At 62.7% G+C, this 25,044-nt stretch carries 27 protein-coding genes and 1 pseudogene; 21 read left to right on the forward strand and 7 right to left on the reverse strand.

Annotated elements, in window-relative coordinates; genetic code table 11:
• The first annotated feature begins 82 nt into the window (after positions 1-82).
• From ACQB61_RS12760 to ACQB61_RS12810, 11 genes are all read left to right on the forward strand, one after another.
• Positions 83-328, forward strand: coding sequence for a PepSY domain-containing protein (locus tag ACQB61_RS12760; protein WP_430512912.1), 246 nt, complete (start codon positions 83-85; stop codon positions 326-328).
• Positions 329-991: a response regulator transcription factor gene (locus ACQB61_RS12765; RefSeq protein WP_430512913.1), complete on the forward strand. Its 663-nt coding sequence runs from the start codon at positions 329-331 to the stop codon at positions 989-991.
• Complete coding sequence (locus tag ACQB61_RS12770; RefSeq protein ID WP_430512914.1) at positions 988-2,160, forward strand: sensor histidine kinase; 1,173 nt, start codon at positions 988-990, stop codon at positions 2,158-2,160. Before ACQB61_RS12765 ends, ACQB61_RS12770 begins: the two co-directional genes overlap by 4 nt.
• Positions 2,055-2,366, forward strand: a complete 312-nt coding sequence (locus ACQB61_RS12775; RefSeq protein WP_430514365.1) for an ATP-binding protein — start codon at positions 2,055-2,057, stop codon at positions 2,364-2,366. The genes ACQB61_RS12770 and ACQB61_RS12775 overlap by 106 nt, the downstream gene beginning before the upstream one ends.
• Positions 2,367-2,414: 48 nt before the next feature.
• Positions 2,415-4,493: a S9 family peptidase gene (locus ACQB61_RS12780; RefSeq protein ID WP_430512915.1), complete on the forward strand. Its 2,079-nt coding sequence runs from the start codon at positions 2,415-2,417 to the stop codon at positions 4,491-4,493.
• Positions 4,494-4,634: 141 nt separating this feature from the next.
• Positions 4,635-5,687, forward strand: coding sequence for a helix-turn-helix domain-containing protein (locus ACQB61_RS12785; RefSeq protein ID WP_430514366.1), 1,053 nt, complete (start codon positions 4,635-4,637; stop codon positions 5,685-5,687).
• 348 nt (positions 5,688-6,035) lie between these two features.
• Positions 6,036-6,842, forward strand: coding sequence for an efflux RND transporter periplasmic adaptor subunit (locus tag ACQB61_RS12790; protein WP_430512916.1), 807 nt, complete (start codon positions 6,036-6,038; stop codon positions 6,840-6,842).
• Complete coding sequence (locus ACQB61_RS12795) at positions 6,839-7,552, forward strand: ABC transporter ATP-binding protein (protein ID WP_430512917.1); 714 nt, start codon at positions 6,839-6,841, stop codon at positions 7,550-7,552. Before ACQB61_RS12790 ends, ACQB61_RS12795 begins: the two co-directional genes overlap by 4 nt.
• Positions 7,552-8,694 carry an ABC transporter permease gene (locus ACQB61_RS12800; protein WP_430514367.1) on the forward strand — a complete coding sequence of 381 codons (1,143 nt, stop codon included), beginning with the start codon at positions 7,552-7,554 and terminating at the stop codon, positions 8,692-8,694. The genes ACQB61_RS12795 and ACQB61_RS12800 overlap by 1 nt, the downstream gene beginning before the upstream one ends.
• A gap of 3 nt (positions 8,695-8,697) precedes the next feature.
• Entirely contained in the window at positions 8,698-9,906 is a 1,209-nt protein-coding gene (locus ACQB61_RS12805) for an ABC transporter permease (protein WP_430512918.1), read from the forward strand.
• Between the two features lie 158 nt (positions 9,907-10,064).
• Positions 10,065-10,418 (forward strand): hypothetical protein, encoded by a 354-nt coding sequence (locus tag ACQB61_RS12810; RefSeq protein ID WP_430512919.1) that lies wholly within the window; start codon positions 10,065-10,067, stop codon positions 10,416-10,418.
• Positions 10,419-10,489: 71 nt separating this feature from the next.
• Here the strand turns inward: ACQB61_RS12810 and ACQB61_RS12815 are convergent, their stop codons facing one another.
• The 4 genes from ACQB61_RS12815 to ACQB61_RS12830 form a co-directional block, all read right to left on the reverse strand.
• Positions 10,490-10,690 carry a YgaP family membrane protein gene (locus tag ACQB61_RS12815; RefSeq protein ID WP_430512920.1) on the reverse strand — a complete coding sequence of 67 codons (201 nt, stop codon included), beginning with the start codon at positions 10,688-10,690 and terminating at the stop codon, positions 10,490-10,492.
• A 136-nt stretch (positions 10,691-10,826) separates the two neighbouring features.
• On the reverse strand, positions 10,827-11,510 hold the full coding sequence (locus tag ACQB61_RS12820; RefSeq protein ID WP_430512921.1) for a Crp/Fnr family transcriptional regulator: 684 nt from the start codon (positions 11,508-11,510) through the stop codon (positions 10,827-10,829).
• 85 nt (positions 11,511-11,595) lie between these two features.
• Complete coding sequence (locus ACQB61_RS12825; protein WP_430512922.1) at positions 11,596-12,513, reverse strand: c-type cytochrome; 918 nt, start codon at positions 12,511-12,513, stop codon at positions 11,596-11,598.
• Positions 12,514-12,537: 24 nt separating this feature from the next.
• Entirely contained in the window at positions 12,538-12,987 is a 450-nt protein-coding gene (locus ACQB61_RS12830; protein ID WP_430512923.1) for a c-type cytochrome, read from the reverse strand.
• A 200-nt stretch (positions 12,988-13,187) separates the two neighbouring features.
• Here ACQB61_RS12830 and ACQB61_RS12835 point away from each other — a divergent pair, with 200 nt between their 5' ends.
• The 5 genes from ACQB61_RS12835 (at position 13,188) to ACQB61_RS12855 (ending at position 17,956) form a co-directional block, all read left to right on the forward strand.
• Positions 13,188-14,312: an ABC transporter substrate-binding protein gene (locus tag ACQB61_RS12835; protein ID WP_430512924.1), complete on the forward strand. Its 1,125-nt coding sequence runs from the start codon at positions 13,188-13,190 to the stop codon at positions 14,310-14,312.
• An 84-nt stretch (positions 14,313-14,396) separates the two neighbouring features.
• Entirely contained in the window at positions 14,397-15,440 is a 1,044-nt protein-coding gene (locus ACQB61_RS12840) for a FecCD family ABC transporter permease (RefSeq protein ID WP_430512925.1), read from the forward strand.
• Positions 15,437-16,228, forward strand: coding sequence for an ABC transporter ATP-binding protein (locus tag ACQB61_RS12845; protein WP_430512926.1), 792 nt, complete (start codon positions 15,437-15,439; stop codon positions 16,226-16,228). Before ACQB61_RS12840 ends, ACQB61_RS12845 begins: the two co-directional genes overlap by 4 nt.
• Before the next feature lie 17 nt (positions 16,229-16,245).
• Entirely contained in the window at positions 16,246-16,662 is a 417-nt protein-coding gene (locus tag ACQB61_RS12850) for a pseudoazurin (RefSeq protein WP_430512927.1), read from the forward strand.
• Positions 16,663-16,786: 124 nt separating this feature from the next.
• Entirely contained in the window at positions 16,787-17,956 is a 1,170-nt protein-coding gene (locus ACQB61_RS12855) for a YbfB/YjiJ family MFS transporter (RefSeq protein ID WP_430512928.1), read from the forward strand.
• A gap of 12 nt (positions 17,957-17,968) precedes the next feature.
• Here ACQB61_RS12855 and ACQB61_RS12860 read toward each other — a convergent pair whose 3' ends face one another.
• Entirely contained in the window at positions 17,969-18,826 is an 858-nt protein-coding gene (locus tag ACQB61_RS12860) for a branched-chain amino acid aminotransferase (protein WP_430512929.1), read from the reverse strand.
• A 282-nt stretch (positions 18,827-19,108) separates the two neighbouring features.
• Here ACQB61_RS12860 and ACQB61_RS12865 point away from each other — a divergent pair, with 282 nt between their 5' ends.
• The 4 genes from ACQB61_RS12865 to ACQB61_RS12880 all read left to right on the forward strand — a co-directional run bounded on the left by ACQB61_RS12865 (position 19,109) and on the right by ACQB61_RS12880 (position 21,413).
• On the forward strand, positions 19,109-19,720 hold the full coding sequence (locus ACQB61_RS12865; protein WP_430512930.1) for a LysE family translocator: 612 nt from the start codon (positions 19,109-19,111) through the stop codon (positions 19,718-19,720).
• Between the two features lie 26 nt (positions 19,721-19,746).
• On the forward strand, positions 19,747-20,172 hold the full coding sequence (locus ACQB61_RS12870) for a VOC family protein (protein WP_430512931.1): 426 nt from the start codon (positions 19,747-19,749) through the stop codon (positions 20,170-20,172).
• A gap of 138 nt (positions 20,173-20,310) precedes the next feature.
• On the forward strand, positions 20,311-20,973 hold the full coding sequence (locus tag ACQB61_RS12875; RefSeq protein ID WP_430512932.1) for a haloacid dehalogenase type II: 663 nt from the start codon (positions 20,311-20,313) through the stop codon (positions 20,971-20,973).
• A gap of 110 nt (positions 20,974-21,083) precedes the next feature.
• On the forward strand, positions 21,084-21,413 hold the full coding sequence (locus ACQB61_RS12880; RefSeq protein ID WP_430512933.1) for a hypothetical protein: 330 nt from the start codon (positions 21,084-21,086) through the stop codon (positions 21,411-21,413).
• Positions 21,414-21,417: 4 nt separating this feature from the next.
• Here ACQB61_RS12880 and ACQB61_RS12885 read toward each other — a convergent pair whose 3' ends face one another.
• A complete protein-coding gene (locus ACQB61_RS12885) occupies positions 21,418-22,065 on the reverse strand; it encodes a TetR/AcrR family transcriptional regulator (protein WP_430512934.1) in 648 nt (215 codons plus the stop codon).
• Positions 22,066-22,280: 215 nt separating this feature from the next.
• On the opposite strand from ACQB61_RS12885, the gene ACQB61_RS12890 reads away from it, so the two are divergent.
• Positions 22,281-22,757 (forward strand): DUF2214 family protein, encoded by a 477-nt coding sequence (locus tag ACQB61_RS12890; RefSeq protein ID WP_430512935.1) that lies wholly within the window; start codon positions 22,281-22,283, stop codon positions 22,755-22,757.
• Positions 22,758-22,812: 55 nt separating this feature from the next.
• Here the strand turns inward: ACQB61_RS12890 and katG are convergent.
• Positions 22,813-24,989, reverse strand: a pseudogene (gene katG / locus ACQB61_RS12895) (catalase/peroxidase HPI).
• Positions 24,990-25,044: the final 55 nt, after the last annotated feature.

The raw sequence follows: 25,044 nt of genomic DNA on the forward strand, positions 1-25,044 counted from the left end.
GAAATCCAAAGCTGCCGGCCGCGCCTTGCGGGCAACTCTCCTGTGCGCTGGCCTTGCTGCCGCATGTCTCGCGACCTCGCAGGTGCACGCAGACGAAGATGATCAGAAGCGGGCTGAACGGGCCCTTCGGGACGACAAGGCCCTTCCGCTTGCAGAGATCCTGAAGCGAGTGTCGCCGGTGCTGGACGGGAAAGTGATCGGCATCGAGTTCGAGGAAGACGATGGCCGGTTCGTCTACGAATTCAAGGTACTCTCTGCAAAGGGCAAGATCCGCGAAATGGTGGTTGACGCCCGCAGCGGAGAAATCCTCAAGGAGGAAGACGACTGAATGCGTGTCTTGCTCGTGGAGGACGAACCGCGCATCCGCGCCAACGTGAAAGCGGCCCTTGAGGCATCGGGCTTCCGGGTGGAAGAAGCCAGTGACGGCGAAACTGCCTGGTTCATGGGGGATACCGAGGCCTGGGATCTCATCATCCTCGATCTCGGCCTGCCGGGCATGGATGGGCTTGCGGTGCTCAAGCGCTGGCGGGCAGCGGGCCTTGCAACACCCATCTTGGTGCTTACGGCAAGAGGCTCCTGGTCCGAGCGGGTTGAGGGCATCGACGCTGGCGCTGATGACTATTTGCCGAAGCCTTTCCGGATGGAGGAACTCACCGCTCGCGTCCGGGCCCTCATCCGCCGGTCGGCCGGCATCGCCTCACCGGTCATCGAGGCAGGCGCGCTGACACTCGACACCCGGCAGATGCGCGTCAGCCGTGATGGTGTGCCGGTCTCCCTCACACCGCTGGAATATCGTCTCACAGCCTATCTGCTGCACCACAAAGGCCGCGTTGTACCGCCTGCCGAGCTGCTGGAGCACCTTTACGGCGACGATGACGCCCGTGATTTCAACGCACTGGAGGCCGTCATCACACGCCTGCGCAAAAAGCTGGGGCCCGATGCCATCGAAACCCGGCGCGGCTTCGGCTACATGGCAGGAGATGGCACGTGATCCGTTCCGGCTCCCTGCGCATCCGTCTTCTTGCAGTTGGTGCCGTTTCCACCTGCCTTGCCCTTGCCCTTGCCGGCTTCGGCCTCACCCAGCTTTTCTCCCGGCATGTGGAGCAACGGGTCGAGGCAGAACTGACCGGCATTCTCGATCAGCTTGCGGCAGGCCTTGAAAAAGACCCCACCACCGGCCAGCTTGTGGTTCAATCTCCTCCGGCGAGCAGCCGCTTCAATCAGCCACTCTCCGGCCTCTACTGGCAGATCACGTCGCAAGAAGGCAACCTGCGCTCCCGCTCGCTCTGGGACGGCTGGCTGGACCTTCCGGCGGATGGCGTGGCGGATGGCCATCTTCACAAGCATGAGACCGGAGGCCCTGATGGGGCACCGCTGCTCGTGCTGGATCGTCAGGTCGTTCTCCCCGAACGCCTTGGCAGTGAGCCGGTCCGCATATCGGTCGCCGTCGTCAGCAGCGAGATTTCCGATGCCGCCTATTCCTTCGCCCTCGGCATGCTGCCCTACATGCTGCTTCTGGCTGCTGTTTTGACGGCAGCCTCAGCCCTTCAGGTAACGGTTGGCCTGTCTCCCCTCAAAGGCATCCGCAGCCGCCTGTCGCAGATCCGGGCCAATCCGCAGGCACGCATTGGCTCCGCCTTTCCCGACGAACTGAAGCCGGTCGCGGCGGCCATTGACGATCTGCTGTCGGCCCGCGAGGACCAGATCGTCCGGGCCCGCAGCCGTGCCGCAGATCTGGCGCATGGCCTCAAGACACCATTGCAGGTTCTGATGGGCGATGTGGAGCGCCTGCGCGCTGCCGGAGAGCGCGAAATCGCAGACGAAATCGAACAGGTCGCGGCCGCCATGCGCCGTCATGTGGAGCGTGAACTCGCACGCGCACGGCTGAACCTCTCCGGTCATGCGCTCACCCCGGATGTGGCACGTATTATTGGCCAGATCACCCGCGTCATGGAACGTACCCCCGCAGGCACATCCCTAGGCTGGCGAGTGGAGGCGCCCCCTCTCTTGCTGCGGCGATTGATCCCGACGACCTTGGCGAAGCCCTTGGAAATCTGGTTGAAAACGCTGTCCGCCACGCCAGTTCCTGCATCCGGATCACGGCCCGAGCTGAAGAAGAACGCGTTCGGATATCAGTTGAGGATGATGGCCCCGGCATGACACAGGAACAGATCAGCCATTGCCTCGTACGCGGCAACAGGCTGGACGAAGAAGACACCAGTCCGCTCGCCAATCTCGGGCTCGGACTGTCCATCGTACAGGAGATTGCCGTATCATCCGGAGGCATGCTGGAACTTGCCGCCCGTCCTTCAGGCGGCCTCTGTGCCAGCCTGCTGCTGCGTCCTGCAACGGTTCCCTCTTCGTGATCACTCCTCCCTCTTGCTACCTTTCCTGAAAAGCCCTACCTCCCCGCCATGACACACACACTTCCCCCGCGCCGAAGCGCGCCCCTCGCCCTCGAAGCTCACGGCATCACCCGACAGGACGAATTCGCCTGGCTAAGGGCCGAAAACTGGCAGGACGTGATGCGTGATCCGTCCGTGCTGGCTCCCGATATCCGCGCCTATCTGGAAGCGGAGAATGCCTATCTGGAAACGGTCATGGCGCCCACGAAAGAGCTTCAAGACAAGCTCTTTGCCGAGATGAAGGGCCGGATCAAGGAAGACGACAGTTCCGTGCCCATGCCGGATGGCCCGTTTGAATATGGCGTGAGCTACGTCACCGGCGGCCAGCATCCGCGCCTTGTCCGCTCAGCTCTCGGCGGCGGCGCGCAGGAGATCCTCGTTGATGGCGACAAGGAGGCCGAAGGCAAGGCCTATTTCCGCATGGCCGGAGCGATGCACTCGCCGACGCATGACCGGCTGGCCTGGGCCTTTGACGACAAGGGCTCGGAGTTCTTCACGTTGCTCATCCGCGATCTCGCCACCGGCAAGGACCTGCCCACCCGGATCGAGGATACCGCTGGCGGTGGCGTCTTCTCCGCATGCGGGCGCTATCTCTTCTACGTGCGCCTTGACGCAAACCACCGCCCGTCAAAACTCTTCCGCCACGAGATCGGCACGGATCCGGCCGCTGACGTGCTGGTTTATGAAGAGGAAGATGCGGGCTTCTTCATGGGTGTCGGCAAGACCCAGTCGGACAGCCATATCCTGATCGACATTCACGATCACGAGACCTCGGAAGTCCACGTCATTCCGGCAGACCAGCCGCTCGCTGCTCCGCGCCTCATCGCGGCCCGCGATACCGGCATCGAATATTCGGTCGAGGAAAATGGCGGCACCTTCTACATCCTCACCAATGCGGATGATGCCGAGGACTTCAAGATCGTCACCGCCCCGGTGGAGGCACCCGGCCGGGAAAACTGGCAAGACCTCATTCCGCATGAGGCTGGCCGGCTGATCCTGTCGCACACCCTTTACAAGGAGTTCATGGTGCGGCTGGAACGGGCGGAAGGGCTGCCGCGCATCATCATTCACCGGCTGGCTGATCACCTTGAACACCCGATTGCCTTTGCCGAGGAAGCCTATTCGTTGGGTCTTGCCGATGGCTACGAGTTCGACACGAACATCATCCGCTTCACCTATTCGTCCATGACCACGCCTGCGCGGGTCTATGACTACGATGTGGAAACGCGCCAGCGCACCCTGCGCAAGGAACAGGAAGTGCCCTCCGGCCACAATCCGGATGACTACATCACCCGCCGCCTGATGGCGCCCGCCCCGGACGGGGAGCTGGTGCCGGTGTCGATCCTCTATCGCAAGGACACGCCGCTGGATGGCTCCGCGCCCTGCCTGCTGTATGGCTACGGCTCCTACGGCATCTCCATCCCGGCAAGCTTCAGCACCACCAGCCTGTCACTGGTGGACCGGGGCTTTGTCTATGCCATCGCTCATATCCGCGGCGGTAAGGACAAGGGCTACGCTTGGTACAAGAAGGGCCGCCGCGAGTTCAAGACCAACACCTTCACCGACTTCATCGCCGCTGCGTCGCATCTGGTGCAGGAAGGCTTCACCTCCCATGACCGTATCGTCGCGCAGGGTGGTTCTGCCGGCGGCATGCTGATGGGCGCTGTCGCCAATATGGCCCCGGAGAAGTTCGGCGGCATCATCGCCGAAGTGCCCTTCGTCGATGTGCTGAACACCATGCTCGACGACACCCTGCCCCTCACCCCGCCGGAATGGCCGGAGTGGGGCAACCCCATTGCTTCGAAAGAGGCCTATGACCTGATCGCCTCCTACTCGCCCTATGACAACGTGGCGGCCAAGGACTATCCGGCCATCCTCGCCGTGGGCGGCCTGACGGATCCGCGTGTCACCTATTGGGAGCCTGCCAAGTGGGTTGCGCGCCTGCGCGAGCGCAAGACCGGTGACAGCCTGCTGATGCTGAAGACGAACATGGACGCCGGCCACGGCGGTGCTTCCGGCCGCTTCGACCGGCTGAAGGAAGTCGCTCTCGTTCAATCCTTCGCACTGATGCTGACAAGCAAGGCCTGAAGAAACACCTGTGCCGCCCCGGTCAATCGCCGGGGCGGCGTGGATTGCCTGAAACCTGTCGTCCTCAAACGTGTTTCAGGTCGAATTTACCATCTGAGGCGGGCATAGTGCGTGTTCTGCTGGCCACGCGTGATCCCCTACATGCTCTTCATTCCCTTCCCCTTCGCTGCAGCCATGATGCTGCTGGTGCTCTTCGCCGGATCACTGCGCCGCTCCGATAGGGAAGGCCGCAACGTCCCTTTCCTTGCCCTGATCCTTCTTGCGGCCGTGCAATCGGTCCTGCTTGGTTTGCGTTGGGGCTACGGCATCACTGTCATCATGTATGTCCTGCCCGTCACCGCCGCGCTGGTGCCGCCGCTGGCCTATTCCGGCGTCGCCCGGCTGGTGCGCCGCAGCACGCTTCCCCTCTTCCAGCGCCTTGTCCTGCATGGGGCACCGGCGGCACTCATTGCCCTGCTTTTCCGCTTCCTGCCCATGGCCATCGACGTCGCACTGGTGACCATCTTTCTCGGCTATGCAGTGGCAATACTGCGGCTCATGCGCCAGGGCACCGATGCCCTGCGCCTTGCGACCTTCGAGGATGCGGCCAACATCCACAAGGCCATTCTCTTCGCTGCCGCGGCGCTGATCTTCTCTGCACTCGTGGATACCTATGTCGCTCTGGATTTTACCTGGCTTAACGGCGGGCACGCGATCAGCGTCATTACAGGCGGCAACATCGCTGTGCTCATCGTTCTCGCCATCGCGGCCTTTGCAGCCAGCCACTCTCCGGTTGCCCCGCAAACAGAAGAGCCTGGCCCCTCCGCAGGCACAGAGACTGCCGGCCCCGATGAGCCTGCCACAGAGACAGCCGCCGATCGTGAGATCATGTCCAGCATCGAAGCCCTGATGCAGACACGCGCACTTTACCGGGACGCCAATCTCACTCTGGACCGGCTGGCGCGGCGCGCCGCAATCCCTGCCCGGCAGATATCCGGAGCCATCAACCGCACCACCGGCAAGAACGTTTCGCAATACGTGAATGAGTTCCGCATTGCAGAAGCCTGCCAGCTTCTCCACACCACGGACAAGCCGGTGACAGCCATCATGTTCGAGGCCGGGTTTCAGACCAAGTCCAACTTCAACCGCGAGTTCCGCCGCGTGACAGGCCTAAGCCCGGTGGAATGGCGCCAGCAGAAGTCTGGCGCCGCCTGAAACTCTCCTTGCAGGTCCTCGATCACGATCTGCACCCTCCCGGATCATGATCAAGGTCGAGACGATGGCCTGACGATGCCAGTCTGGTGACATGACCAGCCTGACAGACCAGAACCGCCAGCTCGCCGGGACGCTGCGGTCTCTCTCCTCCCCGATCCCGCACACGGCGAAGAACAGCCGCAGCGAAAGCCGCGCCGGTTCCCCAGATGGCTTCTGCTGGCAGGTCTTGGCGCCGCCGCCCTTGCCATCCCGGCAACCGCGCTTGTCGGCACGGCCTCAGATCCCGTTTCAGTCGCGGCTCCCGTGCAGCAAGCAGGCACACCGCCACCTTTGCCTCCTGTTCCCATTGTGCGGGAGGTCACCGGCTCGGGCCATGTCATTGCCCTTCATTCTGTGCCCGTGTTTGCCAGGTATGAAGGGCGGATCGAAACGGTCCGCGTCACGCTGGGGTCGCAAGTTCAAGCCGGGGATGTGCTGGCCGTGCTCAATGATCCAGCCGCCCGCCTCGCCCTGGATCAGGCCAATGCAAGGCTTCGGGCGGCAGAACTGACCCTCACCGCCCGCCAGATAGCTCTCGAACAGGCCAGCGCAGATCTTCGCCGCGCAGAGGCACTCACAGCCCGTGGCAGTTTGTCCCAAAGCGCGCTCGAAAACACCGCCACCATTTCCCGCACGGCCGCCAACAACGCAGACCTGGCCAGTGCAGCCATTGAAGAAGCCCGAATATCCGCCGCCATCGCAGCTGAACGGGTGGAAGCCCTCACCATCCGGGCGCCCTTCAGCGGCACTGTTACCCGGCTTTCGGCCCTACCTGGTGCCATGGTTCTCGACAGGACCGACAGCATCCGCGAGGCAGAGAGCCTTCTCACCCTCACCCGCATGGACAGTCTCGTTATCGAGGCGGATGTGGCCGAGCGCAGCATCGCAGATCTTGCGCCCGGCCTTCAGGCTGAGGCGGAACTCGATGCAGCCCCCGGCGCCCCCTTTCCTGTCCGTCTGGACGTCATTGCCCCGGAAGCCAATCCAGCCAAGGGCACGTTCACCCTGCGCCTTCTGCCTCTCACGCCGCCAGCAAACCTTCGTCCCGGCATGGCCGCACGCATTCGCATCAGTCTTCCATCACTCCCCCGGACAGCAGGAGCCTCCTCCCAATGACCCAGCCTGAAACACTGAACCAGCCTCCGTTCATAAGCCTCACCGGCCTTGAAAAATCCTACCCCGCCGATGGCGGCAGGTTGCCGGTATTCTCCGGACTCGATCTCACCTTTCCAAAAGGAGACTTCGCTGCGGTCATGGGCCCCTCCGGTTCCGGCAAGTCTACCTTGCTTAACCTTCTGGCCGGCATAGACCATCCGGATCAGGGCGAAATCCGCATTGGCCGTGCCCGGCTGGACCAGATGGGCGAAGCGGCCCGCACAAGCTGGCGGGCGCATCATCTCGGCATCGTCTTCCAGTTCTACAATCTGCTACCCATGCTCACCGTGGCGGAGAATGTGGAGCTGCCGCTTCTGTTGAAGCCACTCTCTGCCCGCCAGCGGCGTGAGCGGGTGATGACGGTGCTGGAGCTCGTGGGCCTGTCCGCCCACGCCCGGCACCGGCCTTCGCAGCTTTCCGGAGGTCAGCAGCAGCGTACCGGCATTGCCCGCGCTATCGTCTCCGATCCGGAGCTGATCCTCTGCGACGAGCCGACCGGCGATCTTGACCGGAAGTCCGCCGGCGACGTGCTAGCCATGCTGCGCGTGCTGAACGAGGACCTGGGCAAGACCATCGTCATGGTCACCCATGATCCTTTGGCCGCCGCCAGCGCAAGACGAACCCTGCATCTCGACAAGGGCACCTTCCTTGAAGAGCGGAGGGCCGCGTGATGACCTGGCTCCGCCTTGCCCGCAAGAGCGCCGCCCGCAAGCCGCTGCGCCTTGCCCTTCTCGTCTTCAGCGTGGCCATTGCCTTCCTGATCCATGGTCTCACCGCCAGCTTTCTGGCCGGCTCTCAAGGCAGCTCGGCAGCAAATGAAGATCTCCTCGGCGTCATGTCAGCCGCAGGTCCCGCCCAGCCACTGCCGCTCTCATACCTGGCCCGTCTGGAGGCGGAGCCCGGCATCGCCGCCGTGTCCCATGTCACCCGCCTGCGCGGCTTTCTCGACAAGGAAACCAATGTCATTGCGGTCGCTGCCGTTGACCCCGCCCGCGCTGCGGCCGTCAACGGGCCAGATCTGGGCCTGACGCCCGCGCTCATCGCAGGTCTCGGCGAAACCGCCGACAGCCTTCTGGCAGGCCGCGCTCTGGCACAGGCACAGGGCTGGAGGGTGGGAGACAGCGTTGCCGTCACCGCCTTCACCATGGCGCAGAAGGATGGCAACCGGGTCTGGCGCTTCTGTGTCGCGGGCATCTTCGACGGCGCGTCCGCCAGCACCGACACCTACTTTGCGATTGCCCGGTACGACTACATCAATGCCCTGCGCGCCACCGGCACAGATACCGCCGATGTACTCGCCATCCGCCCCAAGCCGGGTTCCAGCACCAGCGCGCTGGCCGCAGCGATTGACGCACACTTCGCAAACTCGCCGGCACCAACCCGAACCCAGTCCGAAAAGCAGTTTTTGGAAGCTTTCCTGCGTCAGTTCGCGGACGTGAAACTGATCACCGGCCTTGTCACCTCCGCCGCCTTCATCACCTTGCTGATGATCATCACCAATACAATGGTCTTTGCCGTTCGGGAGCGGCGGTTCGAGACCGGCGTGCTGAAGGCTCTCGGGGTCCCACCGGCTCGCATCGCCCTGCTCATCCTTGGCGAAACCTCGTTCATCTTTGCTCTGGGCGGAGCCATAGGCCTCGGCCTCACCGGCCTTGCCGCTCTCTTCGGCCCGCCCGTTCTCGGGCTGGCACTCACCGGCGCCCTCATCGGTGAAGCCTTGCTGCTGATGGCAGGCCTTGCCCTGCTCACCGGCCTTCTTCCCGCCTGGAGCGCCATGCGCATTCCCGTCATTGCCGCCTTCCGCACGAGGTAACCCATGTCCGCCACAGCTTCCCTCTTCCGTCAGACACATGTCCTCTTGCGCAGCAGTTTGCTCAGCCTGCCGCGCCGGGCAGCGCTCGCCCTCTCCATGGTGCTTTCCGCTGCTCTTGCAGTCAGCGTTCTAGCCGGTTTCCTGGCTATGGCCGCCGGATTTGAGAAGACGCTCAAAGGCACTGGCTCCCCGCTCACCGCCGTAGTCCTCGGCGGCACGCAGACGCAGGAAACAGGTTCTAGCATTTCCGCCGATGTCATCCGCACGCTGCTCGCTTCGCAGGATGATTTCGGCATACGCAGGACATCATCCGGTACGCCGCTTGTCTCCCGCGAACTGGTCATGCCCGCCAGCCTGACGTGGCCGGACGGACAGGAAGCCACACTCGCCCTGCGCGGCATGGACCTTGAAGGCCTTCCAACCCGGCCGTCGGTGAGACTGACCGCAGGGCGCATGTTTTCCCCCGGTTCGAGGGAGCTGGTGGCAGGTGAGCGTCTCGCCCAGGACATTTCCGGGCTCGCACCGGGCAGCAAGATCAGACTTTCCGGTGTGGAATGGACTGTTACAGGACTGTTCAGCACAGGTGGCAGCGCCTTGGAATCGGAACTCTGGACCAGCCTTGAAGCCGTACAGGCCACCTTCAACCGTTCAGGAGAGATCCAGAGCCTGCGGCTTCTTCTGACTAAGCCGGGTGATCTCGCACCGTTGCAGGAGAAGCTCTCCTCCCTGCCCGGACCAGCGCTCACAGCGCTCACCGAAGCGCAGCTCTATTCCGGCCAATCGGCCCGCACTGCGGACCTCATCCGCCTGTTCGGCTGGCCTGTTGCCGGGCTCATGGCACTGGGGGCGGTGGCGGGCGTGCTCAGCACCATGTTCAGCGCGGTCTCAAGCCGGTCTGGCGAAATTGCCACGCTGCGGGCCCTCGGCTTCGCCCGCCTGCCCGCCTTTCTCGCAGTTTGGATTGAGGCCATCTGCCTTGCCGGTCTGGGCACCGCCATCGGTGTCTTCGGCTCATGGCTTGTCTTCAACGGCTGGCATGCCAGCACGTCCGCTGCCGCCAATACCCGCCTCGCCTTTGCACTGTCTGTCGATACCCATGTGATGCTCACCTGCGGCCTGCTCGGCCTTGCCCTCGGCCTAGCAGGCGGCGCCCTGCCCGCCTTGGCCGCTGCCCGGCTGCCACTGACGCAGGCGTTGCGGCAGAGCAACTGAACAGGACCGTCAGAAACAGTACAAATGTGACAGAAGCTTCTTCCCAATTGCGTTCACGCTTCCCATAACCTTTCATAAGGCTGAGCTAGGCTAGGAAGGTGTCTGCATTGGCTGCATCACCGCAGCGTCCGGCAGATCGCCTCATGTTTGGAGAAGTCATGAAAATGTTGAACAGATCCACGCTCGCAGCACTGATCCTCGTGATCGGTCAATCGGCTGCCATGGCGCAAGGCAGTTTTCTGGAGCACCTTCTTCTGTCCCCGACCCACACGCCAGGGGACGTCCCGGAGACCTACGGCACGGCTTATGACTGCCGCCCACTGAAAGCCGCCAATCAGACGGCTGGTGTCTGGCGCGGGCTGATCGGAGGTCAGGTCTGGCCGGATGCAGGGCAAAGCCGCCCCGTAAGCCGCGAAGGCTGCTTCAAGACCGAACAGGAATGCCACGCCTTCCTGAACGTGATGAGCGGCTATATTGACTTCGTCTATTCGAAGGAGTGCAGACAGCTGTGACTTGCCCCAAAAGGTGAAAGCCGGAGCATGGGGCTGCTCCGGCTTCCGGTCATCAGGATCAATGCAGGGGGTCAGTTTGCCCTGCAGGTCTTGATCCCGAACAGCGTATAGGCAGGACACCAGCCAGCCAGTGCCGTCACCACCGGAATGGCGCCGAACCAGCCAATCCACTTCCAGCTGATGTCAGCGGGGCCGAAAAACGCAAAACTTATCAGCGCGACGCCAATCAGAAAGCGGATGGCCCGGTCGAGGGTTCCCATATTCACAGTCATATCCCGTCCCCTTGGCTCAAGGCCTGTCCGGACAATCCGGACGGTGAGAGGACGTTAGCCCCACCGGAGAGCCTCCGTCTGTGACATGGTCACAATCGAAACCCTGTGGCGTAGTTGCACTTATCTTCTGGTCCACTCAGCCTGCATCTGCAATCCGGCGCAACGCCGCAGCGTCAAGCAGCCGCACTTCACCACGCCCCTGGGCGATATGGCCAGCTTCGGCCCAACGCCCAAGCAACCGGGCTATCACCTCGCGGGCACTGCCGGTTTCTGCGGCAAGGGCAGCCTGTGTCATGGGAATGGCCGTTCCGTCTCCCGCCAGTTCAAGCAGAAGCCGCGCCAGCCGGGCATCCAGCCGGTGAAACATGGCATCTTCCATCTTCCGCAAGATGCTGGCCAGGCGGAGGCTGAAACCCTGAAAGATACGCCGGCGGAACACGGGCTCGCTGTCCAGAAGCCGGGCCACCACCCCGGCCGGTATCATAAACGCCTGGCATTCCGTTTCGGTCGTGCCCGAAGCGGCATACGGCTCTTCGCCCAGCAGGCAGGATGTGGTCAGCACGCAGCTCTCTCCGGGCGCGACGCGGTACAACAGGATCTCCCGGCCCGTGTCGGACGTCATCAGCACGCGGATGCTGCCGGAGGTCAGCACCAGCCAGCCCGGACAGGCCTGTCCGGGCGCAAAGACTTCTGTTCCGGCAGGAATGGTCATCTGCCGCAAGGCGTGTTCAACGATGCGGCGCCCGGCCTCGGAGAGATCCGCAAGCCCCATCGCGCGCAGCGCCTCTTCAAAACTGCTGCCCGCCACCTGTCCGCTCATGCCCCTGCTCCGCCCCACTGTAACCGCTACCAGTCTAGCGGCAGCGGATTGAGGCAAGCCAGTCTGGAAGACTGCGGCCTTTCGCCTACTGGCCCTGCGCGTGGGCGGGAATGGCCTTCAGATAGGCTGCAATCGCCTCCCGGTCCTCTGCCGTCAACCGGGCCATATTCTCCTGCACGGCAACCATTTCGCCACCCACGGAATCGTAGGATGGCGTGAAGCCGCTTTCGAGATAATAGGCGATATCCGAGACAGACCAGCTGCCGATGCCACCTTCGCCGCTTGTGATGTTGGGGATGCGGCCATCACCAACCGGTGCCTTTGCTCCCGCAAGCCACTGATCCAGCTTTAGCCCTCCAGCCATGTCGCGGGGCGTGTGGCACTCGCCACAGTGCCCCGGGCCCTCGACCAGATACTGGCCACGCTGCAGCTGCTCGTCGATCCTTTGCAGTACAGTGGCAGGCCCCGGATCGAGATACATGAGCTTCCACAGACCCAGCCCCCGCCGCAGGGTGAAAGGAAAGGCAAGCTCATGGCCGGGCGCAGCGCCCTGCACCGGCTCCAGCGTTTTCAGAAACGCGAAAAGATCAGAAATGTCCTGATCCTTCATGCGGGCGTAGGATGTGTAGGGAAATGCAGGGTAATAGTGCTCTCCCTCGGGCGAAATTCCGGCCAGCATGGCATTGGCGAAGTCCGGCAATGTCCAGCTGCCGATCCCCGCTTCAATATCCGGAGAGATATTCGGGGCAACAAAAACACCGAAAGGTGTTTCCAGCCGCAAACCTCCGCCCAGCTTCAGCTTGTCCGTGCCCGATGCGCCCGGCGTGGCGTGGCAGGAGGCACAGCCCCCAGCCCAGAACATCAGCTCTCCACGTCCGGCATTCCCCTCCGGAAGGGCAGCAAGCCGCGCGGGATCAATCGCGGCAGGCGCAGTCAGCGCCCAGAAACCCAATCCCCCTGCTCCCACAACGAGAGCTGCCGTAAGAACCAGTTTCTTCAGCATCGGACCACGCCTTCCACGACTTGCTTACTTCTGAACCCGGTAGGCCTCATGGCAGGCCTTGCAGTTGCCCATGACGGGCCCCATGGCCGCCTTGAAGGCCTCTACGTCAGCCGGACCATCCTTGCCGGAGGCCTGAGCGGCAGCGCCTGTGGCCGCGGCAAACTTGGCAAGCGCCGCTTCAAATCCTGCTGCATCTTCCCAGATCTTCGGACTGGCTGACGAGCCTTCCGCATTCTGGGTGCCATCGGGATAAAATGCACCAAAGGCATTGGCAGCAGCATTCATCGAGGCAATGGCTGCCTTGCCGGCTGCGGGACTATAGGCGATGTCCCCCTTCATCATCGCACCGGCAAGACCGGCATTGGCAGCCACAGACTGCATGATGGCCTTGCGGGTTGCGACCGGATCTCCCGCTGCCGAGGCAGCAGTCAGTGTTACGGCCAGCAGCGCGCCGGCCACAAGAAACTTGCGCATGTAAATCTCCCTCACATGTGCCGGCCGCGTCACTGCCGGTGCCCCCATTCAGACCCGACTGCGCCGCAAAACTGAAATCACGGACGCGTGAGCCCGTCCGCTCTGCACACATCTAGGGAGGACTACGGATCCTCCGGAAATAAAGTTGACTATCAAGCTCATATTTGCAAAACGGGCACATCTTCAATCCGGAGTAGTTCATGCGCATTTTCAAGCACTTGAGAACCGGCACCCTCGCGGGTCTGCTGGGTCTTGCCGCCGCGACAAGCCTGACCACAGGTGCGTTCGCGGAAGAGAAAACCTTCACCGATGTGATTGGCCGTGAGGTCAAGGCGGACCTGCCGTCCAAGCGTGTGCTGCTCGGCTTCTACTTTGAAGACTACATGGCCGTTGGCGGCGAAGCATCCTATGACAAGGTGGTCGGTATTTCGCGCGAGGCCTGGGAAGGCTGGCGCCCGGCCTCCTGGACCCGCTATGTCAAGCATCGCCCCTCCCTCGATGCTCTGCCGGATGTGGGCGAAGTGGAAGCCCAGACCTTCTCCGTGGAGAAGGTTCTGGAGTTGAAGCCGGACATGGTTGTTCTCGCCGACTGGCAGTACAAGGGCCTCGGCCTTGATGCCGACCGCATTGAAGAGGCAGGCATTCCGATTGCCGTCGTCGATTTCAACGCTCAGACTGTCGAGCGGCATGTGGACAGCGCCCGCGTTCTCGGCCTGATCACCGGCGAAGAAGACCGCGCCGCGCAGATCTCTGGCGAGTACAAGGCGATCGCCGATCTGATAACCAAGCGCATTGCCGATGCAGGCAAGCCGCAGCCGAAGATCTACGTTGAGTTCGGCAACAAGGGCCCAGCCGAGCACAGTTTCACCTTCGGAAAAAACATGTGGGGTGCCATGGCCACTGCGGCTGGCGGCGACAACATTGCCGCTCCCTTCGTCGAATGGTGGGGCCCGATCAATCCGGAACAGGTGCTGGCCTCAAAGCCGGACGTCATTGTGATCGCAGGCACCGAGTCACGCAAAAACCCGACTTCAATGCTCATGGGTGAGGGCGTTACCAAGGACGAAGCGCTTGAACGCCTGAAGGGCTTTACCACCCGCGCCGGCTGGAACGAGCTCCCCGCGGTTCAGAATGGCCGCTTCTATGGCGTCTACCAGGGTGCATCCCGCACTCTGGCCGATCAGGCCATGCTGCAGTTCTTCGCCAAGGTGCTCTATCCGGACCTCTTCACCGACCTGAATCCGGAAGAGACCTACAGGGAATTCTACAAGAAGTACCTGCCGGTAGCGCCTGAGGGCACCTTCACCCTCGCCATCAAGGAATAAACCTTCTCCCACAGCCCGCGCCCCGGACATGAACCTCCCGGGCGCGGGCATGCCTGCTGCCTCTTTCAGGGACATCGCAAACCAGTGACCGGCACAACTCATGTTGCGACCGCGATTGCAAGCCAGCGCCATCGCGAACGGCGGCGCTGGCGCCTGCTTTTCGGCCTCACCCTTTTCTGCTGCGTGACCCTGGTGCTGGACATCGGAACCGGCCCTTCCATGCTCAGCCCCGCAGATGTGCTGGCGGGCCTCCTGCGTCTGGACGGCACGGACAGCATGACCGTGACCATCGTCAACGGTTTGCGCCTGCCAATGGCGCTGATGGCCCTTGTGGTCGGCTGCGCGCTGGGGGCTGGCGGTGCAGAAATTCAGACCCTTCTGAACAATCCCATGGCCAGCCCTTACACGCTCGGCCTTGCTGCCGCTGCCGGACTTGGCGCGGCCTTCAGCATTTTCACTGGCGGCTTCGGGCTGCATCCGGCGATTGCTGTGCCGCTGGGTGCCTTCCTGTTTTCAATGCTGGCTGCAGCGTTCCTCTTTGCCCTGGCCGCTTTCGCGCACGTGTCTTCCACCATGCTTGTGCTGGCAGGCATCGCGCTCCTGTTCCTGTTCCAGTCGCTCCTGTCGCTGCTTCAGTTCATTGCCTCGCCGGAGGTCGGCCAGCAGATCCTGTTCTGGCTGTTCGGCAGCCTGACCAAAACCACCTGGACCAGTCTCTGGGTGACGCTTGGCGTCACCGTCGTCTGCGTGCTGCTACTGTTCCGTGATGCCTGGAAGCTCACCGCCCTGCGTCTGGGCGAGGCGCGGGCGCAGAGCCTTGGCGTCAATCTCACGCAGTTGCGCGTCACCACGCTGACCCTGACCGCATTGATGACCTCAACGGCGATCAGCTTCGTTGGCATCATCGGTTTCGTCGGCCTTGTCGCCCCCCATGTGGCACGGCTGCTGGTGGGCGAGGATCAGCGCTTCTTTCTGCCCATGTCGATGGTGGCTGGCGCTGCCTTCCTGTCGATGGCCTCTGTCATCTCCAAGGTGGTCATTCCCGGTGCCCTGTTCCCGGTCGGCATCGTCACCGCCATGGTCGGCGTGCCCTTCTTCTTCTGGATCATGCTGGCGCGGCGGCGATGAACGATCTTCTCCTTCAGGACATCACGCTCTTCCGCGGCAAGCATTGCGTCGCCCGTGACCTTTCCTTGCGGTTTGAGCCGGGTAAGCTGCATGTCATCCTCGGCCCCAATGGCGCAGGCAAGTCCTCACTGCTGCGCGCCCTCTTCGGCGAGTTCTGGCCACAAGCGGGACATATCGCCCATGGAGAGAGGCAGCTCACCCGCGAAACCCTGCGCCACTGGCGCAAGGCCATCGGCTACATGCCGCAGGACACCGCTCTTGAGGCGTCCCTGACCGCGCTGGAAGTGGTGCTGCTGGGCAGGATGGACGAACTGTCCTTCCATGTGGATGACGCAACGCTCCATGCCGCTGTCACCACCATGGATGCTGCAGGCATTGCGCATCTGGCCAGCCACGACATTCTCTCGCTCAGCGGCGGCCAGCGGCAGCTCGCCCTGTTTGCGCAGGTTCTTCTGCGGGATCCTGACATCCTGCTGCTGGACGAGCCCGTCAGCGCACTGGACATGCATCACCAGCAGAAGCTGCTGGACATCGTCCACCGCGAAACCCGCGCCCGCAACCGCATCAGCATCCTGATCCTGCACGACCTCAGCCTTGCCGCCCAATATGCAGATCAGCTGATCCTGATCGGCGATGGCGAACTGAAGGCGGCGGGCAGCCCCGCCGAAGTGCTGAAGGCAGATCTCATCAGCCGCACATATGGCATCGATGTGGAAATCCTCACCGACAGCGCCGGTGCCCCCATCGTCCGCCCGCTGCGGACGCCACACGCCACACTCCACCCCTGAACCATCGGATGCACAGCATGAAGCTCACGAGCCGCAACGCCCTTCTGGCCATCACCCTCTGCCTCACCCCGTTTACTGCTTCGGTCAGCGCCTCGGCGGCCGATCACGAAGTGAAGATGCTGAACTACGGAACCGAGGGCAGCATGGTGTTCGAGCCTTCGTTCCTGGAGGTTCAGGTGGGAGACACCGTCACCTTCGTCCCCACGAACTCAGGCCACAACGTCCGCTCTTATGTGGTGCCGGAGGGAACTCAGGCCTGGAACACGCCGATGGATGAAAGGACCACCGTTACCATCAGCCAGCCCGGCGTCTATCTCTATTATTGCCCGCCGCATCTGATGATGAGCATGATCGGAATGATCCAGGCCGGAGAAGCCGTCAACCGCGCCGATCTGGAGCAGAAAACAGGAAGCTCCGCTCCAAGCTGGTCATGAAGGGCGAACGGCTGGATGAACTGCTGGCGCGGGTGAAGTAAACACCAGCCCCGCCTTTCGGGCCACTCGCCAAGGCTGCCGTCAAACGCTAGGCTCCGGCTCACCTGCCAGCCGGAGCCTTTCCGTGACCTCTGCCGCCCCTTCAGCCGCCTCTCCCGTCCGTCTTGCGCTCGGCGGCCTTCTGTCGCTTGCTGCGGCCATGGGCATCGGCCGCTTCGTCTATACGCCCGTCCTGCCTTTCATGATCGCGCAAGTACCTCTCAGCAAGGCAGACGGAGGGCTCATCGCCTCGGCCAATTTCCTAGGTTATCTGGTGGGCGCGCTTGCGGCCTCCTCCGGCTCCCTGCCCGGCAGCCGCAGGGTCTGGTTTCTCGGCTCGCTCATTGCCAGCTCAGCCCTCTCCTTCGCCATGGCATGGACGGACAGCATCCCGGCCTTCATGCTGCTAAGGTTTCTCGCCGGTCTTACCAGCGCCTTTGCCTTCGTCTTTTCCGCTGCCCTCATTCTGGACCGGCTGGCTCAGGCCGGGCGGCCCGGACTATCGGCGCTCTATTTTGCCGGTGTTGGCGCGGGGATTGCGGCCTCCGCCCTTATCGTCTCTGGCCTTGCCGCCATGGGGGCCAATTGGCAGGGCTTGTGGACGGGCTGCGGCGTCATCAGTCTGGCGCTGACCGGCATCATCGCATGGATGATACCGGACGCGCCGGAAACAGTTCCACCTGCCCCCATGAAAGCGGGCCCGCGCCGCCTGCCCGCCGGGCTGCCACAGCTGATCGCAGCCTATGGACTTTTCGGCATCGGCTATGTGGTGACGGCAACCTTCATTGCCGTGATCGCCCGCGCCGATCCGGCGCTCGCGATGGCAGAGCCCTATCTCTGGCTGATCGTGGGCCTCGCCGCTGCGCCGTCCATTTTCATCTGGAACCGGATTGCTGCCCGCATGGGCGTGCCGCGTGCCTACGCGCTGGCCTGTGTCATTGAGGCTTGCGGCGTTGCGCTCAGCGTCACCGCCTCTGGCCCCGCAGGCATTCTGATAGCGGCCTTTCTGCTTGGCGCCACCTTCATGGGCATTACCGCGCTTGGTCTTATCGAGGCCCGGCGCCTGTCAACGGGTGATCCCCGCCGCACCATCGCGCTGATGACCGCCAGTTTTGGCCTGGGCCAGATGCTGGGGCCAAGCCTTGCGGGCTTTGCCGCAGGCAGCACGGGCAGCTTTGCCCTGCCCTCGGCGGGCGCCACCCTCTGCTTGCTGCTGGCCGCCGGACTGGTGCTTGTGCCCGCCCGGCAGCGGTGATCAGCCAAAGCCTCAGCCGTGGGCGAACTCCCAGTAGAGTTCCCGCGCCTTGGCCGCGACCGGCCCTGGCTGCAGGCTGCGCTTCTCGATGCGGTTCACCGGCACCACCTTGGAATAGTTGCCGGTGGAGAAGATCTCGTCCGCTTCCTGGAATTCCCGGTAGCCGATCGTGCGCTCATGCACGGCATGGCCTGCCTTGCGCAGCAGCTGAATCACCCGCTGGCGCGTGAGGCCATTGAGGAATGTTCCATTTGGCGCGGGCGTATGCACGGCCCCGTCCTTGACCATGAAGATGTTGGCGCTGGTCAGCTCGGCCACATTGCCCAGCATGTCCAACACCACCGCATTGTCAAAGCCGCGCCCCTTGGCTTCGGCCATGGCGCGGGCGTTGTTCGGGTAAAGGCAACCCGCCTTGGCATTCACCGGCATGGTTTCCATGGTCGGGCGGCGGAACGGCGACAGGGTGATCGAGAAAGAAGCACCGGCAGGCGCCATCGGCGCCTCGAACAGGCACAGACAGAAACGGGTGCTGTCAGGATCGCCCACGATCACACCCGGCCCGTCGCCTTCCGCCCAGTACATCGGCTTGATGTAGACGGCGCTGCCCGGCTTGAACTTGGTGACGCCCTCGCGGGTCATCTCGATCATCTCGCCCACGCTGACGGTGGGCTTGAGGCCAAGGGCAACTGCCGAGTCATTCACGCGCTGGCAATGCAGATCGAGGTCCGGTGTCACGCCTTCGAAGAATCGAGCCCCGTCGAAGACCGAAGATCCCAGCCAGGCCGCATGGGTGCGCGGGCCCATCAGCGGCGGGTTGCCCTCGTGCCAGGCGCCATCCACATAGGTCCAGGTTTCACTCCAGCCGCTCATCTTGCGCTTCCTCTGCATCATTTTTACTGCCAGCGAACAAACGCCCGGAAAAAGGCAAGGTCAACCGTTTGACGCCTTTCACGCCAAAATCGGAAGACTTACTCCGGCAGAGCCGCGCCCGGACCAGCTCTCATTCCTGAAAAGCGCCCTTGCAGGAAAATTGATCCGCAGCATCACGATCTGACCCAGCCCGGCAGCACACAAAGCCTTTGATCTTTCACAGATTCCGCCTGATCCTTCGTCTGCTCGCCCCTCATCCGGGCGTTGTCCGGAGGACTGGCCATGGACCTCTCCACCCTTCTTGCCTTTGCTGCTGCCTTCTTCGTCTTTGCCGCCAGCCCCGGCCCGGACAACATGACCATCATCGCCCGCGCCCTTTCACATGGGGCGGCCTCAGGCCTCGCCTATGGCGCAGGCACAGTCGCCGGCATCCTCATATTCCTCTGCCTTGCCGCCTTCGGCCTGTCCCTTCTGGCCTCCGAAATGGGCACGGCCATGACCGCGCTGCGTTATGCCGGTGCCCTCTGGCTGATCTGGACCGGTATTCGCCTTTGGACGGCAGAGCCGGTGGTGCCCGCCCTGCAGCCCACCGGCAGCGGCAATCTGCTTTCCACCTTCGCCACCGGCATCGCCCTCAACCTCGGCAATCCGAAGATGCCGCTGTTCTACGTGGCACTTCTGCCCAATGTGGCCGGATCCACCTTGACGCCCCTCGGAGTGGTGGAACTTGCTGCCGTCATTCTGGCGGTTGAAGTGGTGGTCATTGGCGGGCATGTTCTTCTGGCCACGCGGGCACGCCGCCTGCTGCGCAGCCCCGCCGTCGTCCGCCGGGTCAACCGGACAGCAGGAACCTTCATGGCCGGAACGGGCGCTGCGCTCATCGCCACCCGCTGATGCCCCCAACCCAAGGAAATCCTTTCATGGAACAGCGCCTCTCCCTCATCACCCTCGCCGTTGATGATCTGGCTGAAACCCGGCGCTTCTTCGAGGAAGGGCTGGGCTGGGCAGCCTCTTCCGAAAGCCAGGAAGGCATTGCTTTCTATCGGCTTCCCGGCCTCGCCCTTGCGCTCTATCCCCGTCCATCGCTTGAAGAAGACATTGGCCGCCCCGTTCCGGAAGGCTTGGGCGCCGTCTCTCTTGCCTGGAACGGCAGAAACGAAGCCGAAGTCGATGCCGCCTATGCAAGGGCATTGTCGGCAGGTGCTGAAGCCGTCGTGCCGCCGGAAAAGGCCTTCTGGGGCGGCTACACCTCCTATGTACGCATTCCCGGCGGCCATCTTCTGGAAATCGCTTTCAACCCGTTCTGGACCATTGACGAGAACGGGGCCATCGTGCTGCCGGGCTGAACAGCGTAGCAAATCTTTGACGTCGCTTGCCTATACCTATCGAGCCGATTGCATCCCGGCAAATGATCGGCATATGTTCGGACACTGTTCAGCAAAGCTGGCGGCGGATCTTGTCCTGCGACCCCACGGAGCACCCCGATGGCCCATTCGGCCTATGTCTTTGACGCTTACGGCACCCTCTTTGATGTTCACGCCGCCGTGCGCAAGCACGCCGCCAAACTTGGGCCAGACGCGCAGACATTCTCCTTCGTGTGGCGGCAGAAGCAGCTGGAATATTCCTGGGTGCGCGCCCTCATGCAGCGCTACGAAGACTTCTGGGTGCTGACCGAGCAGGCACTGGACACCACCTTCAACCTTTTCCCCTCCGCCGACCGCGGCCTCAGGGCAGACCTTCTCAACGCCTACTGGGCGCTGGACTGCTATCCGGAGGTTCCGGAAGTGCTGACAAACCTGAAGCAGGCCGGGGCACGGCTGGCAATTCTGTCCAACGGCACGCCGTCCATGCTGGAATCAGCGGCCAAGGCCGCTGGTATCACAGAGCTTCTGGATGAGATCTTTTCGGTGCATGACCTGCGCACCTACAAGACCGATCCGCGCGTCTATGAACTGGTGACGAACCACTTCCGGGTCTATCCGGAAGCCATTTCCTTCCAGTCCTCGAACCGCTGGGACATTGCAGGCGCCACGGCCTATGGCTTCCGTACGGTCTGGATGAACCGCACCGCGCAGCCGGATGAGTATCCGGATCTGGCCCCGAGCGCGGTTCTCTCGGACCTGACAGGCCTGCCGTTTCTGGTCTGACTGCCATTCCGGCAAGCTCCGGGCAAGTTAATGCGTCTAACCCTGAGATAACTGACAGGAGGATGAACGGCTGCGCATGCTGCGCGCCGCTATTGCCATTTGGACAAGCCATGACCCGCGCAACCCCGGCCCGCACAGGCCACCGCTTCCGCCCGCCGCAGCTCAAGCCCGCATTGCGGGCGCGCATGCGCGGCGGCCGCCTGAAGACGGAAGACGGCGCGGACATCACACCTTGCACCCTGTTTGATGCCGAAAGCGGCGAGACGGGCGCCCTCATTGAGGTGAAAATCATCCTGCCGCCACGGGTTCTGGTTCTGGACGAACAGGATCAGACGGTCTGCCCCGCCAGAGTTTTGTGGCACCATGGCCGTCAGGCGGCTTTGCAGCTCACCGGAGAGCCTGTGCTTGCGAGCCAGCACCTGATCACCAAGGCCTTTTGATGCCCTATTGAGGGGCAGCTTGCCTGCTGCAGCCCAAAACCATGCTCTCGACGGCCAACGTCAGCGCATATTCTGCCTGCTCGTCAAACGGACCATGCAGCGTACTGCCATTCGCGCATAACAGCCCCCTGGCACGCAGATCTGCAAGGCCATGCACCAGAGCCCAGATGCTGCCCGCAATCTTGACGGCATCAGCCCTCTGCCCCTCCAGCAGCAGGTGTGACAGCCCTTCCGTCAACTGACAGAACGCATTGGCCGCAGCCTCCTTCAGCTCTGTATGGGTTGGGCTGTAGGTCCGGCCAAACATGAGCGAATAAAGCCCCGGCTCACTTTCCGCAAAGCGCAGGTAGGCCCAGCCCATGGCCTTCAGGCGTTTTGCCGGATCATCTCCCCCGCTCAAGGCTCCAGCCTGAAGATGTGCAGCAAACCGGTCGAATGCCTCGTGTGCAGCGGCAGCCAAAAGCGCTTCGACATCCGGAAAGTGCCTGTAGACGGCCGCAGGCGAGACCCCGGCACTCGCCGCCAGCCACCGCAAAGACAGATTTGCAAGACTGCCCCTGCCCGCTTCCGCCATTGCAGCATCAACAAGAGCTCTTCGCAGATCGCCGTGGTGATACGCAGGCCTGCGGCCATTTCCGGTTTTATCAGTCATGTTGACACCGTTTACATCCAAGCTTATGTTTACAGTGTAAACATCAAGTTCTTGCCTTGGCAACGTACCCCTAGTGGCCGTTCAGACTATTTTTCCGGTGCAGGGAAATACGGCGTGACACAGGGTCAGTCATACCCTGAATGCCACGATGCGCTTCCTGCAAGTCGGGGGCGCGAACGGGCTGCCGGGCCGCTTTGTTCCCTCTGGAGGATTGAATGGCAGACGCGTCCCTTCTTCTTGCAGGCCTGCATCATCTGGCTGTCTTCGCACTCTTTGCCGTGCTGGTGATGGAACTGGCCATCTGCCTGCGTCAGACACTTGCTGCGGAGGATCTGAAGCGGCTTGCCTTGCTCGATCTCCATTACGGCGCGCTCGCCGCTCTGGTGCTGCTGGCTGGCAGCCTGCGCGTCATGTATGGCGGCAAGGGGCCGGACTATTACCTCGAGAACCTGTTCTTCTGGGCAAAGATGGGCACTTTCCTCACCATCGGCCTTATCTCCATCCTGCCAACCCTGCGCATCCTGTCCTGGCGGCGCAAGCTGAAGGCAGATCCTGCCTTTGTGCCTCCGGCAGCAGAGCACAGGCTGGTCCGCCGCGCCCTTGTGGCGGAGTTACTGCTCTTCCCGCTCCTCCCCTCTTTGCCGCCGCCATGGCGCAGGGCTACGGGCTCTGACCCTCAAGGCTTGCGATAGCAAAACGGCGCCCCGGTTTCCCGGAGCGCCGCATGTTTTTCTGTGACCGGACAGATCAGGCCGTCAGGTCGAAGCGGTCTGCGTTCATCACCTTCACCCAGGCAGCCACAAAGTCCTTCACGAACTTCTCCGCTGCATCATCCTGAGCATAGACCTCAGCATAGGCGCGCAGGATGGAGTTGGAACCGAACACCAGATCCACACGTGTCGCCGTCCACTTCACCGCGCCGGTCTTGCGATCGCGGATCTCATAGAGGTTCTTGCCGGCCGGCTTCCAAGTGTAGGCCATGTCGGTCAGGTTGACGAAGAAGTCAGCCGTCAGCGCCCCTTCGCGGTCTGTGAACACGCCATGCTTGGAGCCACCGTGGTTGGTACCCAGTACGCGCATGCCGCCAAGGAGAACGGTCATTTCCGGACCAGTCAGCCCCATCAGCTGAGCGCGGTCGAGCAGAAGCTCTTCCGGAGAAACCACGTAGTCCTTCTTCACCCAGTTGCGGAAGCCGTCATGGATCGGCTCCAGCACGCTGAAGGAATCCGCGTCGGTCATCTCGGCAGTGGCATCACCACGGCCCGGCGCGAAGGGTACGGAGACATCGAAACCGGCTACCTTTGCGGCCTTCTCGATACCCACGCTGCCCGCCAGAACGATCACATCGGCGAGGCTCGCGCCATAGGCCTTGGCAATCGGCTCCAGCACGCCCAGCACCTTGGCAAGGCGGGCTGGCTCGTTGCCTTCCCAGTCCTTCTGCGGGGCAAGGCGGATGCGGGCACCGTTGGCACCGCCGCGCATGTCAGAGCCACGATAGGTGCGGGCGCTGTCCCAGGCGGTGGACACCAGCTCGGCAATCGAAAGGCCGCTTGCGGCGATCTTCGACTTGATAGCGCCGATGTCGTAGTTCTTCGGGCCAGCCGGGATCGGGTCCTGCCAGATCAGGTCTTCCTTGGGGGCATCCGGGCCGATGTAGCGCACATTCGGGCCCATGTCGCGGTGGGTCAGCTTGAACCAGGCGCGGGCGAAGGTGTCCTTGAAGTACTCCGGATCAGCCATGAACTTTTCGCAGATGGCCCGGTACTTCGGGTCCACCTTCATGGCCATGTCCGCATCGGTCATCATCGGCATGCGGCGGACGGACGGGTCGGTTGCGTCAACCGGCATGTCCTCTTCCTTGATGCCGACCGGCTGCCACTGCTGGGCCCCTGCCGGGCTGCGGGTCAGTTCCCACTCATAGCCGAACAGAAGGTCGAAATAGCCCATGTCGAACACGGTCGGGTTCGTCGTCCAGGCGCCTTCGATGCCGGAGGTGACAGCTTCATTGGCTTTGCCATGCTGGTTCGGGTTTGCCCAGCCGAGGCCCTGGTTCTCGATGCCAGCCGCTTCCGGCTCTGCGCCGAGCGCACTGGCATCGCCATTGCCATGAGCCTTGCCGACCGTGTGGCCGCCAGCGGTCAGCGCTGCGGTTTCCTCGTCGTTCATGGCCATACGGGCGAAGGTCTCACGCACCTGGGCGGCGGTGGCCATCGGATCCGGCTTGCCGTTCACGCCTTCCGGGTTCACGTAGATGAGGCCCATCTGCACGGCGGCCAGGGGTTCTCCATGGTCTCCGGCTTGGTCACGTCCTCATAGCGGTTGTCGGACGGCGCCAGCCATTCCTTTTCCGCACCCCAGTAGGTGTCCTTTTCCGGATGCCAGATATCCTCACGGCCGAAGGAGAAGCCGAAGGTCTTCAGGCCCATGTCCTCATAGGCCAGCGTGCCGGAGAGGAGGATGAGATCAGCCCAGGAGATCTTGTTGCCGTATTTCTTCTTCACAGGCCACAGCAGGCGCCGGGCCTTGTCGAGGCTGGCATTGTCCGGCCAGGAGTTCAGCGGTGCAAAGCGGATGTTGCCCGAGCCGCCGCCACCACGGCCATCGGCCAGGCGGTAGGAACCGGCCGAGTGCCAGGCAAGACGGATCATCAGGCCGCCGTAATGGCCCCAGTCAGCCGGCCACCAGTCCTTGCTGTCCTTGAGCAGCGCCTTCACATCGGCCTTCAGCGCCTCTGCATCCAACTTCTTCAGCTCGTCGCGGTAGTTGAAGTCCTTGCCCAGCGGGTTGGACTTGGCGTCATGCTGGTGCAGGATGTCGAGGTTGAGGGTGTTCGGCCACCACTCCATGTTCGAGTTGCCGGTGGCGGTGTTTCCACCATGCATCACCGGGCACTTGCCTGCCTTGCTGGCATTCGTCGCGTCCATTGTCTCTCTCCGGTCCATATGGTTCTTGAGGCGGCCAGACGCCGCCTGTGTTTAC

This window comes from Pannonibacter phragmitetus (genome assembly GCF_050510895.1).
Taxonomy (GTDB): Bacteria; Pseudomonadota; Alphaproteobacteria; order Rhizobiales; family Stappiaceae; genus Pannonibacter; species Pannonibacter phragmitetus_B.